General features: G+C 45.9%; 3 protein-coding genes. All 3 read right to left on the bottom strand.

Going from position 1 to position 20,473, the window contains the following annotated elements; translation table 11 throughout:
- Nucleotides 1-11: 11 nt before the first annotated feature.
- The 3 genes from C7R92_RS25960 to C7R92_RS25950 all read right to left on the bottom strand — a co-directional run bounded on the left by C7R92_RS25960 (nucleotide 12) and on the right by C7R92_RS25950 (nucleotide 20,466).
- Nucleotides 12-8,774 (bottom strand): non-ribosomal peptide synthetase, encoded by an 8,763-nt coding sequence (locus C7R92_RS25960; protein WP_106836141.1) that lies wholly within the window; start codon nucleotides 8,772-8,774, stop codon nucleotides 12-14.
- An 18-nt stretch (nucleotides 8,775-8,792) separates the two neighbouring features.
- On the bottom strand, nucleotides 8,793-10,820 hold the full coding sequence (locus C7R92_RS25955; RefSeq protein ID WP_106836140.1) for a condensation domain-containing protein: 2,028 nt from the start codon (nucleotides 10,818-10,820) through the stop codon (nucleotides 8,793-8,795).
- 79 nt (nucleotides 10,821-10,899) lie between these two features.
- Complete coding sequence (locus C7R92_RS25950; RefSeq protein WP_106836139.1) at nucleotides 10,900-20,466, bottom strand: non-ribosomal peptide synthetase; 9,567 nt, start codon at nucleotides 20,464-20,466, stop codon at nucleotides 10,900-10,902.
- Nucleotides 20,467-20,473 lie beyond the last annotated feature (7 nt).

Below are 20,473 nucleotides of genomic sequence, written 5' to 3'. Positions count from 1 at the left end.
ACGAATATGATTTACATGATGATCGCTTCCGCAGGACGATAGCGCTTCATAAAGTAATCGAAAAATTCGATTTTGTTGAATTGACTTTTATTTGTACTAACAAAGACCCCCATTTGTTTTTCTGGCAGGAACCACATAAAGGAGTTAAAGCCTATGACCTCGCCTGCCTTCGCCAAAATATTCTCATGTACGTATTCTGGGTGGAATTTCACTGTAAATCCATACCCTGTATTTGCCCCTGTTGGATGTGGTACTGATTTACTGGAGAACATTTTGTCTATCGAATCCGCCTCTAAAATCGATTCTTTGCCATCAGCGCCTCCACGTAAGAGAGCCAGCATGAATGTGGCGATATCGTGCCCCGTGGAGAGCATGCTGCCGTCTGGTGAGATTGCAGGGCTGAAATCGTACTTTTGCACGGCCTGATTTTCTAGATCATAGCCTGTGGCCATCTTCGCCTCTAATTCTGGTTGTAGTAGAAAACTGCTGTCTGTCATTTCGAGAGGCGTAAAGAAATGCTCTCTTACATAGTGATCAAAGGAAACTCCCGTAACTCTTTCCACAAGATAACCCGCCAGCATAAAGGCAAAATTCTCATTCCCATATTGTTCGCCAGGCTTGTAAATCACGGTTGGCATATAGCGGTGAATATACTCTCGTAACGTTAGGGAGTCACGCCCGCCAAGATGATAGCTTTGATCATTTCCCGCGTCTGGCGAGTCAAACCCTGTTGTATAACTGAGTAAATGTTCTACCGTTAGTGGGCCCTCAACCCTTCTCGGTATTTCCATATCGAGGTATTGCTGAACATCCTCGTTCCATCCAATCAGACCTTGCTCCACTAGCTTCATAATGGCAGCGACTGTTACGAGTTTGGAAATCGAACCTACCTTGACTACGGTTTCATCTGCACTCATGGGCACTTTCTCTGATAGATTAGCGTAACCGTAAGCCTTCTTTACTTTCACTTGACCGTGTTGGACTACCACCGCAATTGCGCCAGGAAGATCACTCATCGTAGAAGAGTCGAAAAATCCGTCTATCACTGCTTCGAAGTCCACCCATTCTCCAGCGATTTCGTGGTCAGGATTGTTGCGCAATTTCATCATGCAGTGTTGGAGGACTTCCCTAAGACTATCCTGAAGGCATGCAGTAAGTCGTTCGATGGTTTCCGTTTTATACTGTGCCTCGCTGTAAGCTACCATAAAGTGAAAGCTTCCATTTAACACCACGCACTCAATGTCAATCTTGCATTCCCGGAACTGCTCCAGACTCATTGATTCTCCGCCTGAGAATGTGGACAATTGAATGTCGTCATCCTTTTCTTTTCGATCCATATCAAATTGTCCCAAATAATTAAAACTGACCTCAGGATGTACATTCATGGTGGTGTTTGGCGATTTTGCAGACAAATATTTCAATATACCGTAGTGAATCCCTTTATGTGGGATTCGTCGTACATCTTTTTTGATTTTAGGAATGATAGCTGACGGATTCATTTCGTTCCCGACATCTACCATCACTGGATATTCACTCGTGAACCATCCCACTGTGCGGTTAATGTTCAGATCTGGTAAAATCGATTCCCTACCATGCCCTTCCATATTCAAGACGACGCGATCGATATTTGCCCATTTTTTAAAGCCCATTCCAATAGCAGCCAACAAAAGTTCATCGATTTCCGTCTGATAGGCGCGATTGGCTTGTTTTAGCAATTCCTCGGTTTGCTGCTGATCCATCATGACCGTTTTCGTCCTGGTTGTTTTCCGAAGCGGTTTTTGCTCATCGTAATCCGTTGGCAACGCTTGAGTGTCCCTTTCCTCGATTCGATTCCAATATTCACGCTCTTGCTCGAGCCTTTCGCTATTGGCATACTCGTTCAATTGTTGCGCCCATAATTGGACTGAATCACTTTTTAAAGGGAAACGAATCTCTTCATTACGGAGGAGCTGCCCATAAGCTGTTTTGAAATCGTCGATTAAAATGCGCCATGATACCCCGTCTACGACTAAATGATGAACAGCAATAAGCAAGTGATCGCCATCCGAGCATTGGAATAACCCTAGCCTCATTAATGGGCCATCAAAAATGTTAAGCCTCGATTGAATTTCACTGCATTTCAAGTCCATCGCTTGTTCGATCTCAGACCCATTCTTGTTTTGATAGTCCCAAATCTCCAGACGATACATGTCGCTAGTGTTGACGCCTCGATTATAAGCCTCATAACCTGTCTCGGTTTGGCGGAAAATCATTCGCAGTGCATCATGGTGCTGTACGAGCTTATCGACGACTTTGCGAACTATCTCCTCGTCAAACCGCTCTTTGCGGTACAACACAAAAGATTGGTTATAGTGATGGAGATGCTGACTGTGTTCTTGTATCAACCAATGCTGAATCGGGGTCAGCGGTACAACGCCTTCAGTATCCTTCTGGTCAATTTTCCTATTCATCAGTTTCAGTTTTGTACTCAGTTCTGCGATCGTTGGATATTTGAAAAGATCTCGAATCTCCATCTTGTATCCCAAAGCTGCTAATTGCGATGAAACTTGAATCGATTTGATAGAGTCGCCACCAAGTTCAAAGAAATGATCCAAAGTCCCAATCTTTTTCTCATGTAAAACGTCTTGCCACACAGCTACCAATATCTTCTCGTCGTCCGTTTGGGGCTCCACATATTCCATTTCACTCTGCAAGACGATGTTGATATCCACTAACGCTTTTCGATCAATCTTTCCATTCGGCGTTACTGGTATTTCATCTAGCTGAACAAAATGGGCTGGGACCATAAATGCCGGTAACGACTTCCGCAACGACTCTCTCAATACGTTCGATTCCACAGCTTTTGCAGCTACATAGAATGCAACCAGCCTTTTTTGACCGGATTCATCCGCTCTTGCAATAACGACCGCGTCGCGAATATCGCCCATCTTTCGTAATTCCGCTTCGATTTCTTCCAATTCGATTCGATTCCCACGTATTTTTACCTGATTATCCAATCGCCTTAAAAATTCAATATCTCCGCTGGGGAGCCATCGAGCCATATCCCCTGTCTTATACATGCTTTCACCGATACAAAACGGATTGGGAACGAATTTTTCATTCGTCAAATCTGGCCGCTTGAAATATCCTTTTCCTACTCCCAAGCCTCCAATATACAGTTCTCCTGGGACACCCACAGGCTGCACATGAAGATTGGCGTCCAGAATATACATCTTCACCCCTGGCAAAGGCTTGCCAATCGGCAAAAATTTGTAATCTTGCTGTTTATCTCTTTCATAATAGGAGGAATCAATGGTAGCCTCCGTCACTCCATAGCTGTTTAAGATTCTCATTGTGCTTCCGTATCGATCGACAAGCTTGTGAAAGGCATGTAACGGGCATTGATCCGAGCCAAGAATCAATATTTTCATGAAGTCTATGTTGAGCCCATTTTCATAGAGATAGTCCATGAAAGGAATCACCAGGACGGGAGTCGATTCAAACAGATTAATCTCATGCTTTTCCATCAGGTGGTAAAGGCGCTCCAAATCCACTCTCGCATCTTTTGGGCAAATAACCAGTTTCCCACCGTTTAACAGACATCTTATATAATCACCCGTAAACACATCAAAAGAAAAACTTGCCCATTGCAAACTCCTGACGGGGAATTCATCCAGCTTGTATTCTTGTTTCCATGCCTGCGCAAGCGAATGAAGCTGTCGGTGTTCAATCATGACTCCCTTTGGCGTTCCCGTAGTGCCTGATGTATAAATCACATAAGCAAGCTGATCAAACTGAACAGGTAACCCCAGATTCGTATTCTCCTGATGATAGGACTCCTCATCGTCAAGCATGATCATTTTTTTGTCAGTATTCACTTTGTTGCGTACCGACTGATGCAACAGCAAAACTTCTGCTCCCGAATGTTCCAGCATGTACCGTATGCGCTCTTCCGGATAATCAGGGTCAATGGGGACGTAGGCTCCACCCGCTTTCACAATCGCCAATACGCCAACGATCATCTCTATGGACCGTTCTGCGATGATCCCCACCATTTGATTTGCATGGACGCCCGCAGCTACCAATGTCCGCGCCAGCTGATTCACCCGTTTATTCAGTTCTGAATAAGACAGTTCTTGCTCTTCAAAAGCGAGAGCAATGCGATCCGGGGTTTTCTCTGTTTGCTCCTCGAATAGCTCGATGATTGTTTTATGCTCATCCCCATTGGTAAAAGAAACTTCCTTATAGGCAGAGATCATTGCCTGTTTTTCTTCCACTGACAACAATTCGATATGCTTGAAATGGATATCTGGTTGATTGGCTACCTGTTCGATGATGTTGCCCAAATATTTGAGCATCCGTTGAACCGTTTCTGGCTTACATAAATCCGTGCGATATTCGACAGTCAAACCCGCTCCATTTTCTAGGTCCATGCATACGAGCGATAAATCGAAATTCGTCATGGAGTTATAGGATTCAACAGCTGTCATTTCCAAGCCATTTATTTCATTTTCCTCTTCCGTTTTTTCAATATATTGGAACATGAAAGAAAAAATAGGATTGCGGCTAACATCTCTTTCCGGATTAATTTTTTCGACCAATTTATCGAATGGATACTCATGATGCATGTAAGACTCCAGTGCTTGCTGGCGCCAAACCTGCAACGCCTCGATAAAGGTATGCTCCTGATTGACTTCTAGTCTCAACGGGAGTGTGTTAATAAAAAATCCAATGACCTGTTCAATATCCATGTGGTTCCGGCCAGCCTCCGGAGTACCGATGATGATATCCTGTTGATTGGTCAGCTTGGACAGCCAAATGCCTATCGTTGATAAAATCACCATAAACATGGATGCATCATGTTGCTGAGCAATCTCTTTCATGCGGCTAAACGCTTTTTCCGGAATTTGATAAGATTCCGTTGCCGAAAAATACGTTTGTACAGGCTGTCGCTGGAAATCTGTCGGCAAGTCCAATACTGGGATCTCTTTTTCGAATGTCTTCAGCCAATACGCTTCTGATTCTGCCAGCTCTCCATGATGAATCGACTGATTTTGCCAGACTGCGTAATCTTTATACTGGATGCTCAACTCCGGCAATTCGAGGTCTATCCCTTGATGCAAGGATTCGTAGATGGTGCCCAAATCCTTCATCAATATCCCCCACGACCATTGATCACTGATCATGTGATGCATGTTCATTAACAATACGTATTTTTCTTCCGCAGCCTTGCATAACTTCACCCGAAACAATGTATCCCTGTCAAAATCAAAGCTGGTTTCCGTCTCTTTTTGGATAATCAGATCAATCGCTTCTTGCTTCGACGCTTCTGACTCATTGGAAAGATCGACAAATGCATAGGTGAAGTCATTGCTCGGCAGCACCTGTTGAACGGGGCGTCCGTCTCTTAACAGGAACTTTGTTCGCAGCACTTCATGTCTTTTTACGAGCAACCCGAATGCCTGATGCAGGACACGCTCCTTCAATAGTCCCGTGATATGGTAGATCGTCGGCATATTATAAGCCGTATTCTCAGGCTCTAGCTGCTGAATGAAAAACAGTCTCCTCTGCGCATGTGACACCGGGTAATACGCTTGCTCTGTTGCTTTGGGGATCGTTAATCGATCATGTTGCGTATGGAGCTCACCTGTGGACAGCGCTTCCTCGTGATGAAACAGGGAGGATAATTCCCGAATGGTTCGATGCTCGAATAAGTCCTTGATGGTAACTTCTATGCCCATCTCTCTTTTCATGCGCAAGCGAACCTGAATCGTTTTCATAGAATGCCCGCCAAGCTGGAAAAAGTCATCGTCAATCCCAATGTCCTCTATGTTTAGTACGGTACGCCAGATAGCTGCCAAGCTTCGTTCCAGATCGTTGCGCGGAGCGACGAATGCTTCAGACTTCTTTTGAATCACGTCTGTCTCTGGCAATGCTTTTTTGTCTACTTTTCCGTTGCGATTCAGTGGCATTGCATCCAGAATGACGATTCGCTCCGGAACCATATACTCCGGCAAGATCGTTCTGAGATAGGCTTGCAGCTCATGCTCACTCTGCTGTTCATGCATGACCACATAGCAAGCAATTCCGTTCTGCCCATTTTCATCTTCCCGTGCAACCGCTACACACTGTCTCACCAGCGTGTGACGTAAAAGGGCATTTTCTATCTCGCCGAGCTCTATGCGATGTCCGCGTACTTTCACCTGAAAATCAGCACGCGTAACAAATACGAGTCTCCCATTTGACAAATAACGTCCCAAATCGCCTGTTTTATATAGCCGTTCTTTTCTACCCTGCAAAAATGGATTTTCTGAAAATGCTAGCTCAGTGCGTTCAGCATCATGGAGATACCCCCGCCCTACGCCAGTTCCAGAAATGTAGATTTCCCCGACACAACCAACTGGAACGGAGCGCATCCATTTGTCCAGCACATAGTGCTTCATATTGGCGATCGAGCTTCCCAAGGCCACATAAGGATAATCATCATGCGAATACGAACGATCAATGATTTCATGCATCGTATCATCTGAGCACTCCGTAGCTCCATACGTGTTCACTACAATCACATCGGGATACAGGCTTTGCCACTTTTGGCACAGGGTTACCGGCAATCCTTCACCAGTAGAAATCATGTATTGCAATTGAGGTAACACATGCTGTTCCGGTGGAAGAGTCAGTGCAACATTGTGCAATGCTTCTATCATCGCCGGTACCATTTGAATTACGGTGACACCGTCTCGATTCAAGGCTTGGAGCAATGCATCCGGATCAGTAGCCGTCTCGTTGTCGTAAATCACTAGCTTACCCCCTGCCATCAAAGGAGCCAGGAATTGCCACACCGATATATCAAAGCAATGAGAAGCATTCTGCGCTACGATGCTATCTTCATTCAGTCCAAGGACATCCATTTTGGCGTAAAGATGATTCAGCATGCCGCTATGCTCGATCATTGCCCCTTTTGGCATACCAGTGGAGCCTGAGGTAAAAAAGACGTTTGCCAAATCATCATGCGCATGGATGATCTCTGGATTCGATGTATCCGACGCTTGCAAGGAAGAAATGTCCGAGCTTGTCCCGTCCCCCTTATTCAGGCAAAACACAACTGGCTTGTGCTCCAATCTGTCTGCCAAGGCCATGCTACGCGATTGGAAACGCGCCTCGGTCAGTAAAACCTTCGCCTTGCTGTTATCAAGAATCGTAAGGAGTCGTTGATCGGGATGGGCTGTATCAAGCGGGACATAGGCCCCTCCTGCTTTCAGCACAGCCAGAATGCCAAGCAGCATGTCGACGCTTCTCTCAGCAAATAGGCAAGCAAGATCATTTCGGCCAAATCCTTGTCTTCGCAACCAATGCGCCAATCGGTTCGAATCCTCATTCAATTCCCGGTAGGTGATGGATTGCTTCCCATCGATAGCAGCAACAGCGTCAGGATTGCGCTTGACCTGCTCTTCTATGATATGGTGCGCAAATTGCTCCATATTGCGATTCGACATGGCGAAATTGCCCATCACCTTCGTCATGATCTCTTGTTCTTCATCCGTCACGATGTTCAGATCGCTGATGTTCCTGTCTGCCTCTGAGCAAATCTGCTCGAGCATATGGATGTAATGGGACTGCAATCGTTCCAGATCGCTCGTAGAGGACGCATTCATATGGAAAAATTGAATTTTCATGAGCTGCCCGACCGTCACCACTATCTCCCCTGTTTGGAGGCCGCCGCGATAAAGCATGGCAGATTCTTGGTGATCTTCTGCACCATTCCGTATCGTCAATGTCGTTCCAAATATAAGATCAGTTTCTCGGATGCCTGCATAGTTACGGACCATGTCTAGTGTGGCCATATCATTTTGCTGTAGTTGTTCCCAGCTTTCCTCGACATCCTTTACGACATCACGCACTTTTTGATTCGCATGCACGGTCTGGAAAACAGGTAAGCTGTGAGCCAGTGGCCCAATAATGGTATTCGCCTCTTTCCATGTTTCCGGTCTGCCAGAGACGGTAACCCCAATGACCAGCTTGTCCTCGCCACTGTACATATTCTCCAAGAGGAGCCAAGCAGCCTGAAAGATGGCCTCTATGGATACTCGCTGCTCGAATGCCATCCTTCTGATGGACGTGGTTACCGCTTCGGAAAGAACAGCGTTGCAAGTGATCGGATGGCTCGCATCCTTCTGTGCCCCTTGTACTGGATAAAACACATTCTCGCTTTCATAGCCTTGGAATTGATCTGCCCAAAAGCTTTTGACATTGGAGCCATCTTGGCTTGACTCCCAAGCAACGTACTCTTTGAATGAGGCCCGCTGGTCGGCAGATGGCTGATTACCCCGTACCCGTTTCAGCCATTCCGCTACAAGAAGCTCGCGACTGGCATCGTCCATACATAATGCATGATGAGTCCAGATGAGGACGGATTGATTGGCGTCCATCTTCAAAATCGATACCCGGATCAATGGCCCCTCCTCATACGGAATGGGCTCCTGATGAGATGTAAGTGTAGAGAGATACACTTGCTCTTGCTGTTCAGGAGATAATTCCCGTACATCGTGCCAGTCAATAGGAATGGGTAGCTCCTTCAATACGACTTGTACATGTTTATTTTTGAGCTGGCGGAAAACTGTTCGCATCACCGGCGTCTGGCTGACTAATTCCTTCCACGTTTCTTGAATGCGTTCCAGTTCGAGACGGTGCTCGATGAGATAGCGCATGGTTGTCATCTTGTCAGGACGTAATAATTGCTTTTGCACCATGGAAAGCTCTATGACTTCCAGTACGTTCTCTTTCGTTAAATGCTTCAAGCCAGTGCACCTCTTTCGCTACAGAAATAATTGTTCAAAATCATCACTGGTTAGAAATTGGCTGTTCAGATGACTGACAATCTCGCGGATTCTTTGATGCGACTCGGCTGTCACACTTTCCAACAAGTATTCATATTGGGTGCAGATCCGTTGCACTGTCTCCCTCTTGAATACATTCGATTTATAGGTAATGGCGCCATGTATGTGGTTGTTAGATTCATGGATGCGGAATTGAAAATCAATCGTGGAGGGATATTCATTCTTACTCATTTCAAATAAGAGTTGAGGCTCGTGAGGTTTAGGAAAGGACGCTTGATGATAATGGGCTTCTTTTAACTTGCTTTGTACTTGCAAAACCAAATCGCCAAGTAGTGGATTGCCTGTCAGATCAGCTCGTAAAAGCAGGGCGCTTGGGACATCCTCGCTCTCGTCCCACCCCGCACGAAATGCCAAAGCCAAATCCTCCTTCTCGGTTTCTGCATACAAAAGTACGAGAAATACGGTCATGAATATCGCATAGGAAGAGGCATCCCAAACTTTAGCCAGATGAGATATCCCAGCCTCCCGCAAGCATGTCCATTCAAACGTCACTTCCTCGAACTTTATTGAGTCGGTAGAGAGTGGGATGACGTCCTCTGGCAATATCTTGAGGGAAGGCAAAGTGGAAAGACTCTCCATCCAATCAGCGGGCTTGCCTGCATGTGCAGGGATGTTTTCACCATCATTTTTCAAAAGAGAAAGACTGGTGCGTTCAAAGTCGGAAACCCATTTGGCAATGGTTTCTTCATCCAAAATATCCGAATTGTATTCGAACCCTGCCAGTATGTCATGATGGTTGTCCTTTTCAACGACCAAACATAAATCATACTGGGACACATCTTTGCCAATCGGATAGGTGCTTACGGTAAGATCATTGCTATGAAAAGTATTTTGCGCATTGCCCAGCATAATCGCTGCATCTTGCTTAATCGCTTTTTGATGGACGAAAGCTGTTGAAAAAAAGGAAGCATATTTTTTATCGCGCTCATATTGCAATTCAGCTGTAATCAAAGAGATTGGATAGTTTTGATACTGGGAACATAAAGACAATTCTTCATGAATCTGCTTTGCCAACTCACGAAGCGAGCTGTTCTTAGGAATTTTGATTCGCAGAGGAAGCATTACCATACACGGTCCCATGATCGTATGAAACTCTCTTTTTGGCCTGCCGTATCTCGGTACGCCAACAATGAGGTCGTCTTGCCCAGTTATCCGATAAAGAAAAGCACTAAAAAGGGATAAATAAATGACATCCGTAGGATATTTGTGATGTTTATGATAAGCAATCAACTCATCCCGGAGTTGGCGGGTAAACGTAAAGAATGATATCCCCCCTTTAAACGAAGGGGTACTCGGACGCTTTTTATCTGGCGGTACTTCTACCCTCTCAAGAGTCCCACCCAATTTCTTTTTCCAAAAACCTCTCGCAGCTTCGCCTTCTGGGCTCGCTATGTAATTCTGTTCCCACTCCACAAAGTCCGCGTATTGGTGTATTTGTGGTTGCAACTCGTGATCATTGCCCGTGATCAGTAGTTGGTAGATCATCGTAAATTCATCGAGCGTGAGCGAAACACTCCACCCATCAAAGCAGATATGGTGATACTTGAAACATAAAATACTCCCGCTTTCTTTATAATCGAGCAATCTGCAACTGAATAACCGCCCCTCTTCCAGCGTAAAAGGCTTGCTGAACTCCTCATTGAAATATTCTCTAATCATCGTGTCGTCCCAGGTCGTGGAAGACACATGTTCAAAATCCAATACGGGCTCGCTATATACTTTTTGGATGGGCTCGTCTTCCAAAACAAAAATGGAACGATAGATTTCGTGGCGTTTCACGATCTCGTGAAGTGTACGGATCGTAACCGATACATCCAATCGGCTTTCGAAGTGGAACAGATACTGCTCCTGATAATATGGACTCATTGGATAGACTAAATAGTGTAGATAGTAATCTTTTTGAGCCTCAGACAGAGGGATGGTTTTGATAAAAGTTTTATCCATCATTCGTAGTCTCCCCGATACGCAACTGCGTAATGGTTGGGCATGCGGCTCTCACCAGCATGCCCCAACAGCCATAAACTAGTTAGCTGAATAGTTCATTGAAATCATATTCTTCCACCAAGTTTATTTGAGACAAGCGCTGCATTGGATTGTCAATCATTTGGCAAATGACATGCTTTAACTGATCCAGTAACGTATCCATGGCATTTTCACTGAATGCTTCCGTGTTGTAATGTGCCGTTAACGTCAGTTGGTCATGACGCGTGGACAAAAATAACATCATATCCAATTGATCGTCTTGAACAAAGTGACTGCCTTCATATGCTTTGATAATCGTTTCATCCAGAAAACGACGTAACGGACATTCTGTAAAGGTCATTTCATCTGATTCAGGCTGATTGTTCGATACATGCTGTCCAATAAAAACAAGGGAATACAAACTCTTCTTATCTCCTGTGGCAGCTAGTTGATCCTCTACAACCAAATTGTACGGATACTCTTGATTCTCGTACGCACCATATGCGGTTTCTCTTGTTCTGTTCATCATTTCCAATACAGTCGGGTTGCCAGACAAGTCTGTACGCATGGCGACCGGATTGATGAGCGGACCAATAATTCCTTCTAGATCCGTCTGCGTGCGGCCAGATAATGTCGAGCCGACAGTTATGATGGTTTGATCTGTGAGGAGTGACAGCCAAATGTTGATCGCCGCAAGCAAGCTCGTATAGACGGTACCACCAGTCATTCGAGTCAATTCTAAAAGCGATTGTCCCTTCACTTGCTCGATTGGAAGCGAAGCTACGTTTGAAATTCGGTTGCCGTGTGCGAACGATTGTGTCTCTCGCGGTATGAACGGTGCATCTACATTTTGTTGCAGTTGTTTTAACCAATAGTCCCGTTGTCGGTTCAGTTCTCCATTTTGCAACCGTGCTTGCTGCCACAAGGTGTAATCCATATAATCCAATGGTTTGGAAAACTCCTGTTGCACCCCACTCTTTACTTGTTGATAAATGCCCGCGAGATCATTCATAAACACATCTAACGACCAGCCATCAAATCCAATATGATGCGCGCTCAAAATGAAGAAGTGCTTCGTTGATGAGATTCGATACAAAGTCATCCGGAAGAAAGACTCTCGCGAAAAATCAAATGGCTTGTACAGAGCAGCTTGCAAATCCATTTTGATACGCTGCTCGCCTTCCGTCACAGATAACGAAGACAAATCTACAAACGCATTCTCCACCTCAAGGTCGTCATGCACTTTTTGATACAATTGCCCTTCGTTTTCTATAATCGTCGTGCGCATGATTCTGTGACGTTCAAACATGAGGCCCATAGATCTGTGCAGAGAATGACTGTCAACGGGACCGTCTACTTCAAAGAGGTACACCCCTCCTACTGCTTCTTGGTCACTGAATTTTGCATGGAACCATTGTCTCCTTTGCCCATGGGATACTTCGAATAAGGAGACATCTGTCTGATTTTCCACGCGCGATACTTCATGGATGCGGGTATTCGTCTCACTGCCTTGCTTAATCTCAGAAATACGGGCGGCAATCGCTTCAATGGTTGGAAACTCAAAAATCGTGCGCAAAGGTATGTCCATCCCCAAAACATTTCGCATGCGGGAAATGACTTGCGTAGCCAATAAGGAATGTCCACCCCTATCAAAGAATGAGTCCTTGATCGAAATCCGATCCAGCTGTAATATATCGCACCAGATGGAGTGGATAAGTTCTTCAGGTATCGTGCGCGGCTCAATGATCGAGAAATCGCTTGGTTTCATGACTGGTAATTCCAGTAGATTTCGGTCAATTTTTCCACTCGTGGTTTTAGGAATGCTGTCCAACTTCATGAAATAAGTTGGAATCATATAAGCAGGCAAATGCTCCTTCAGGAATGCCCGCCATTCGTTTACATCCCCGTCCCCCACGATATAAGCAGCCAATTCGGTAGCTGACCTGTCGTTTTTCACAGAAATAACGGCTGCTTCACGAACGGACGGATGCCTGCTTAATGTGGATTCAATTTCACCCAATTCAACCCGCATGCCTCTAATCTTGATTTGATTATCTTGTCTGCCTACGAATTTAATGTTGCCCGAAGGCAGGAAGTACCCCTTGTCGCCGGTCCGATATATTCTTTCCCCAGGTACAAACGGATTCTCCATAAATACTTCTTGGGTTTTCTCGCTATTATGCAGATAGCCTCTGGCCAATCCAAGGCCACCAATATAGAGGTCGCCAATGACGCCAATTGGGACAGCCTTCCTATTTTGGTCAAGAACATAGACTCTGTTGTTATCAATCGGCTTGCCTACACTCACACAATCCTTTTCCAGCACGTCCATTGGTGAGCATGTGTAAATGGTGGAGTCGATCGATACTTCTGTGGCCCCCCACGTATTATGGAGTTTGGCATTTAGCTTTTTAAAGAACTTGCCTACTGTTTCGGGTAATAGCGCCTCCCCACTGGAGATGACATTTTTTAATTTGTGCAAGTTAGATGCATCTTCTGGAGTAAGGGCGTCCACAAACATATTGAGCATGCTTGGTACAAATTGAATGCACGCAACTTGATAGTGAATAGCAGCCTGGATAATCGCCTCAGGGTCCCGATGCAGCCATGGTTCCAAGAGTGATATCCGTCCCCCTACAGACAATGGCCAAAAAAACTCAACAGCTGCATCATCAAATGTTAAGGTTGTTTTTTGCAGAACAGACTCTCCCTGCCCCAAGCCATGTTGTCGCTGCATCCATAACATGCGATTTACCCAACCATAATGGAGGTTTTCAACGCCTTTCGGATTTCCGGTCGAACCTGACGTGTAATAAATCGAAACTAAATCTGTCGGTTTTACGGTTTGCTCCGGCAATCCCTCCGGCATGCTTGCTATTTTTTCTTTTTCCGCTTGGGAATCTATACATCTCACATGAGTGGCTTGTCCGAACAGGTTCATGAACTCCGGCTCGGATATACAAATGTTGGTTTTGGAGCTTTCCAACAGTTTCGCCATCCTCGTTTGCGGCATTTCGGTATCCAAGGGGAGAAATGCTCCGCCAGCCTTTACGATGCCGAGAATCGAAATGACAAGCTCGATGGAGCGATTCATACATATCCCGACAGGCGTATTGGGTCCAACACCCAGCATAATCAGGTAGTGCGCTAACTGGTTAGAACGTCTATCCAGTTCTTGATAGGTCATCTTTTCACTGCCATATTCAGCTGCAATGAGTTCCGGTGTCTTTTTTGCTTGTTCGATAAACAAATCATGCAGGCATGTATTCTCTGGAATGGCGACTGCTGTATCATTCCACTCCACGAGGATTTTGTGACGTTCTTTCTCGCTCAACAATTCTAGCAAGGCCATCGGCACGTCCGGTGCATTCACAAGCTCTTGCAACCAATTTGCGAAGTACTCTGTCATTTTTTCAATCGTGGATGCATCAAATAAATCCGTGTTGTAGATCATGTTCATCACGAGACCGTCCTCAGACTCACCCATAGATAACTGAAGATCAAATTTCGCCACATTGATCTGAACCGGCATTTTTTCTAATTGCCCACTGAACGAATGATAGACATCCGCTGTCATTTCTGCCCATGTGAACACTGTCTGAAATACCGGGGAGTAGCTTGTATTGCGTTCCAGTTGCAGCATTTCTACGATTTTTTCAAACGGGACATCTTGGTACTCCTGTGCCTGTAGAGCTTTTTCTTTTACTTGGGCAAGTAATTGCTGGAACGTTGAATTGTCTTGGAAGTTCGTCCGGTAGACGAGCGTATTGACGAAAAAGCCAATCAATCCTTCGATTTCCTTTACATGTCGATTCGCTATGGGGCTTCCCACCAAAATATCGGTCTGTCCGGTATATCTGGATAAAAAGCCTTGGTAAGCGGCCATCAGGGTCATAAATAAGGTGGTATTCTCTTGCCGACTAAACGCTTTCAGCTTCTCAAGCAATTCGGATGTCAGCACCATCTTATGCATACTTCCAGCGTAGGTTTGAATGCTTGGTCTTGGTCGATCAATCGGCAATTGCAAGACAGGAAGCTCTCCAGACAACTCCGCTTTCCAATAGTCCAGTTGTCGGCCCATCACTTCATCCGTCAGCCATTCACGCTGCCATACCGCGAAATCAGCGTATTGAATCGGCAATTCTCTCAGCTCCGTACGTGTTCCACTTTCTACTTCCTCGTAAAAGGCCAACCATTCTTCCAATAAGATATCCTCAGACCAGCCATCCGTAATGACATGATGCATCGTGCACAGCAAAAGGAACTGATCCTCTTCGACGACGATTAACTTTGCTTGAATCAAGGGTCCCCGCTGTAGATCAAACCTTCTGTCTGCTTCCTGCATGATAATATCGTGAATTTGCTCTTCTTTTTCGGCGGCAGGTCGATCGCGTAGATCAGTCACTGGCAACGTTCGAGACACATGGGGTTCAATGACTTGGAAAGGTTGACCCCCTTCATTCGAAAACACAGTGCGCAAGATGTCATGGCGTTGAAGAAGCGCATTCCATCCCATTTCCAACGCCTGCGCATTCCACTGCCCTGTTAAGCGCCACATGTGAGGAACATTGTACGCCGTACTCTCCGGTTCTAATTGATGTAAAAACCATAGACGCTGCTGGGCATGCGATAACGGCAGCTTTTCAAGATGCGAGGCTTTCACAATAGCTGGTGTCCGTTCTTTTTTTCCATCCCGGCCAAGCTCCATCATTTTGGCATCTAGACTTGCGATGGTCGGGCATTCAAACAGGATGCGCAACGGGATCGACAGATGAAAGGCTTCCTGCAAGCGGGATATGACCTGCGTCGCAAGCAACGAGTGTCCACCCAAATCGAAAAAGGAATCGTGGATACTCAATCGTTCCGTTTCCGTTTTTAAAACTTCACGCCAAATCTCTGCGATCCGATTCTCTGTACCCGTACGTGGTGCGACAAATTCGTCCTTCATCGTGCGCATTTCTGGAAGCGGCAATGCTTGACGGTCCACCTTCCCGTTAGCTGTAAGTGGGAAAACGTCCATTTTCACAAAATAGGAAGGGACCATGAAAGATGGCAATTGTTCACTCGCATACCGTTTCCATTCATCGACATCCCCGTCTCCCGCGATATAAGCAATCAGACGTTTATCGTCCGCTCCATATTCATGTATAAGGACGACGGCGTCTCTTACGCTCTCATGATGACTGAGGACAGCTACAATCTCACCGAGCTCAATCCTGTTCCCTCTTATTTTCACTTGATTATCTTTTCGACCGATAAATTCGATTCCTCGCCCCGGCACATATTTCACCAGGTCGCCCGTCCTGTATAATCTCGCTTCAGAGTCTTGTTGAAAAGGATGCGGAATAAACTTCTCTTGGCTCATTTCCGTTCGGTTCCAGTATCCGAAAGCTAGTCCCTTGCCTCCCACATACAACTCCCCCACGAGACCGTCAGGAACTACCTTTAACATTTCGCTTAAGATATACACCTCCGTATCATTGATCGGTCGACCGATCGGAACGGAGTGCTGGATTTCGCTCTTATTTTTTATAGGATAATAGCAAGTAAATGTCGTGTTTTCTGTCGGGCCATACCCGTTAATCACCAATGTATCTGGTAACATATCCAAGGCACGTTGCGCATGCTTGGCAGACACGATGTCGCCGCCAGCCAACAATTGACGCACCCCTTTTAAATACTCGATCCGGTAATCGATCATTTGATGAAAAACGCCTGCGGTTAGCCATAACGTGCTGATTTCCTCGTCACGCAGCACTTGTCCCAACTCTTCAAGAGACAGGCCGTGAAATGGATAAATCACCAATTTCGCGCCATTGAGCAAGCTCCCCCATATTTCGAAGGTAGCTGCATCAAATGAGATCGACGCGAGTTGCAGCATGGTTTCTTCCGGTGTGAGTGATACATAAGAGGCATGCTTCGTAAGTCGGATCACCCCTCGATGAGGGATGAGTACCCCCTTCGGATTTCCTGTCGAACCGGACGTATACATCAAATAGGCAAGGCTTTCCGAAGTCGTACTCTCGCCTAGATTTGTATCTGATTCCTTGTTGATCTCACGAGCTTGCAGGTCGGGACAAACGATTTTCAATCCATCTGGCAGTCTGGACATCAAGCTTTCTTGTGTCAGTACAATCGAGATGCTTGCATCTTGCAGCATATAAAGCAAGCGTTGCTCAGGGTAAGCAGGGTCAAGCGGAACATAGGCACCGCCTGCCTTTAAAATAGCGACCATACTGATGATCATTTCAAACGAGCGATCCATGTACAAACCAACTCGGCTATCTGCGCCTACTCCGCACGATTTTAAATAATGCGCCAATTGATTCGCTCTGCTATTAAGCTCTCTATAGGACAGGCTCGTGCCTTTGTATGCTAATGCAGTGGCGTCAGGATGAAGCTCCACTTGTTCTTCAAATAATGTGGAGATGGAATCTTGCATAAAGACTGTAGCCCCATCATTTTTTCCAAAGTCACCACTAATATGATTCCATTCGAGTAAGAGTTTGTGACGTTCTTCCTCAGTCAACAATTCCAGCAAGGCAATCGGCACATCCGGTGTGTTTACAAGCTCTTGCAACCAATGCGCGAAGCGGGCTGTCATTTTTTCAATGGTGGATGGATCAAATAGATCCGTGTTGTAGATCATGTTCATCACGAGGCCGTCTTCGGACTCACCCATGGATAACTGAAGATCAAATTTCGCCACATTGATCTGAACCGGCATTTTTTCTAATTGCCCACTGGACGTGCGATAGACATCCGCTGTCATTTCCGCCCATGTGAACACCGTCTGAAATGCCGGGGAGTAGCTTGTATTGCGCTCCAGTTGCAGCATTTCTACGATTTTTTCAAACGGGACATCTTGGTATTCCTGTGCCTGTAGAGCTTTTTCTTTTACTTGGGCAAGTAATTGCTTGAACGTAGGATTGTCTTGGAGGTTCGCCCGGTAGACGAGCGTATTGACGAAAAAGCCAATCAATCCTTCGATTTCCTTTACATTACGGTTCGCTATCGGGCTGCCCACCAAAATATCGTTTTGCCCGGTATATCTGGATAAAAAGCCTTGGTATGCGGCCATCAGGGTCATAAATAGGGTGGTATTCTCTTGCCGACTGAACGCTTTCAGCTTCTCAAGCAATTCGGATGCCAGTACAATTTTATGCATATCTCCGGCATAGGTTTGAATGCTTGGTCTTGGTCGATCGATCGGCAATTGCAAGGCAGGTAGCTCCCCGGACAACTCCGCTTTCCAATAGTCGAGTTGTTGGCTCATCACTTCATCCGTCAGCCATTCGCGCTGCCATACCGAGAAATCAGCGTATTGAATCGACAATTCTGGTAGTTCCGCACGTGCCCCGCTCTCTGCTTCCTCATAAAAGGCCAGCCATTCTTCCAATAAGATATCTTCAGACCAACCATCCGTAATGACATGATGCATCGTGCACAGCAAAAGGAACTGATCCTCTTCGACGACGATTAATTTGACTTGAATCAAGGGTCCTCGCTGTAGATCAAATCTTGTGTCTGCTTCCTGTTTGATATAGTCGTGGATTTGCTCTTCTTTTTCTGAAGCAGGTCGATCGCGTAGATCGATCACTGGTAACGTTTGATACACATAGGGTTCAATGGCCTGGAAAGGTTGACCCCCTTCATTCGGAAACACAGTACGCAAGATGTCATGGCGTTGAAGGAGCGCATTCCATCCCGTTTCCAACGCACGCACATTCCACTGCCCTGTTAAGCGCCACATGTGAGGAACGTTGTAGGCCGTACTTTCCGGTTCCAATTGATGCAAAAACCATAGACGCTGCTGGGCATGCGATAACGGCAGCTTGTCTCGATGAGAGACTCTCGCAATAGCTGGTGTCCGTTCTCTTTTGCCATCCCGGCCAAGCTCCATGATTTTGGCATCTAGGCTTGCGATTGTCGGGCATTCAAACAAGATGCGCAACGGGATCGACAGATGAAAGGCATCCTGCAAGCGAGATATGACCTGCGTCGCAAGTAGCGAGTGTCCACCCAAATCAAAGAAGGAGTCATGGATGCTAAGACGCTCCACCTTTAAAATTTCATACCAAATCTCTGCGATCCGATTCTCTGTACCCGTACGTGGTGCGACAAATTCATCCCTCATCGTGCGCATTTCTGGCAACGGCAATGCTTGACGGTCTACCTTCCCGTTAGCTGTAAGCGGGAAAGCGTCCATTTTCACAAAATAGGAAGGGACCATGAAAGGCGGCAATTGTTCATTCGCATACCGCTTCGATTCATCGACATCCCCATCTCCCGTGATATAAGCAATCAGGCGTTTATCATCGGATCCATATTCATGTACAAGGACGACGGCTTCCCTTACGCTCTCATGCTGATTGAGAACAGCTACGATCTCACCGAGCTCGATACGGTTTCCTCTTATTTTTACTTGATTATCTTTTCGACCAATAAATTCGATTCCTCTGCCTGGCACATATTTCACCAGGTCGCCCGTCCTGTATAATCTCGCTTCAGGGTCTTGTTGAAATGGATGCGGAATAAATTTCTCTTGATTCAACTCCGGTCGATTCCAGTATCCGAAAGCGAGTCCCTTTCCCCCCACGTATAATTCGCCCACAAGACCAACAGGAACGAGCTTTTGCTTATCGTTTAGGATAAAGACCTCGGTATCATTGATCGGTCGGCCGATTGGAACGGAATGTTGAATCTCACTCTTCTCTTTTATGGGATAGTAACACGTAAATGTCGTATTCTCTGTCGGACCATACCCATTAATCACCAGTGTTTCTGGTAACATGTCTAAAGCTCGTTGCGCATGTTTGGCGGACACGATGTCGCCACCAGTCAACAATTGACGCACTCCTCTTAAGTCTTCGATCCGATAATCGATCATTTGATGAAAAATGCCTGCGGTTAGCCATAGCGTACTGATTTTTTCGTCACGCAGCACTTGTCCCAACTCGTCAAGAGAAAGGCCGTGAAATGGATAAATCACCAATCTCGCGCCATTGAGCAAGCTCCCCCATATCTCGAAGGTAGCCGCATCGAATGAGATCGACGCTAGTTGCAATATCGTTTCTTCCGGTGTGAGTGATACATAGGAGGCGTGCTTCGTAAGTCGGATCACCCCTCGGTGAGGGATGAGTACTCCTTTGGGATTTCCTGTCGAACCGGACGTATACATCAAATAGGCTAGACTTTCCGAAGTCGTACTCTCGCCTACATTCGCATCTGATTCCTTGTTGATCTTGCTAGCGTCCAGATCAGGACAAACGATTTTCATTCCGTCCGGCAGTCTGGACTTCAAGCTTTCTTGTGTCAGCACAATCGAAATGCTTGCATCTTGCAGCATATAAAGCAATCGTTGCTCAGGGTAGGCAGGGTCAAGCGGGACATAGGCCCCGCCTGCCTTTAAAATAGCGACCATACTGATGATCATTTCAAACGAGCGATCCATGTACAAGCCAACTCGGCTCTCTGCTCCAACCCCGCACGATTTTAAATAATGGGCCAATCGATTCGCTCTGCTGTTAAGCTCCTTGTAGGTAAGGCTTGCATCTTTGTATACCAATGCAATGGCATCAGGATGAAGTTCCACTTGTTCTTCCAATAATGCGGTAATGGAATCTTGCATACAGCAC

It is taken from the genome of Brevibacillus porteri (assembly GCF_003013475.1).
Taxonomy (GTDB): Bacteria; Bacillota; Bacilli; order Brevibacillales; family Brevibacillaceae; genus Brevibacillus; species Brevibacillus porteri.
This window is presented reverse-complemented; position numbering and strand designations above follow the sequence as displayed.

What these genes read in the sequence shown, in the direction of transcription:
- C7R92_RS25955 (WP_106836140.1), bottom strand. Translation starts at nt 10,820, where the DNA reads ATGATGGATAAAACTTTTATCAAAACCATCCCTCTGTCTGAGGCTCAA.
- C7R92_RS25950 (WP_106836139.1), bottom strand. Translation starts at nt 20,466, where the DNA reads ATGCAAGATTCCATTACCGCATTATTGGAAGAACAAGTGGAACTTCAT.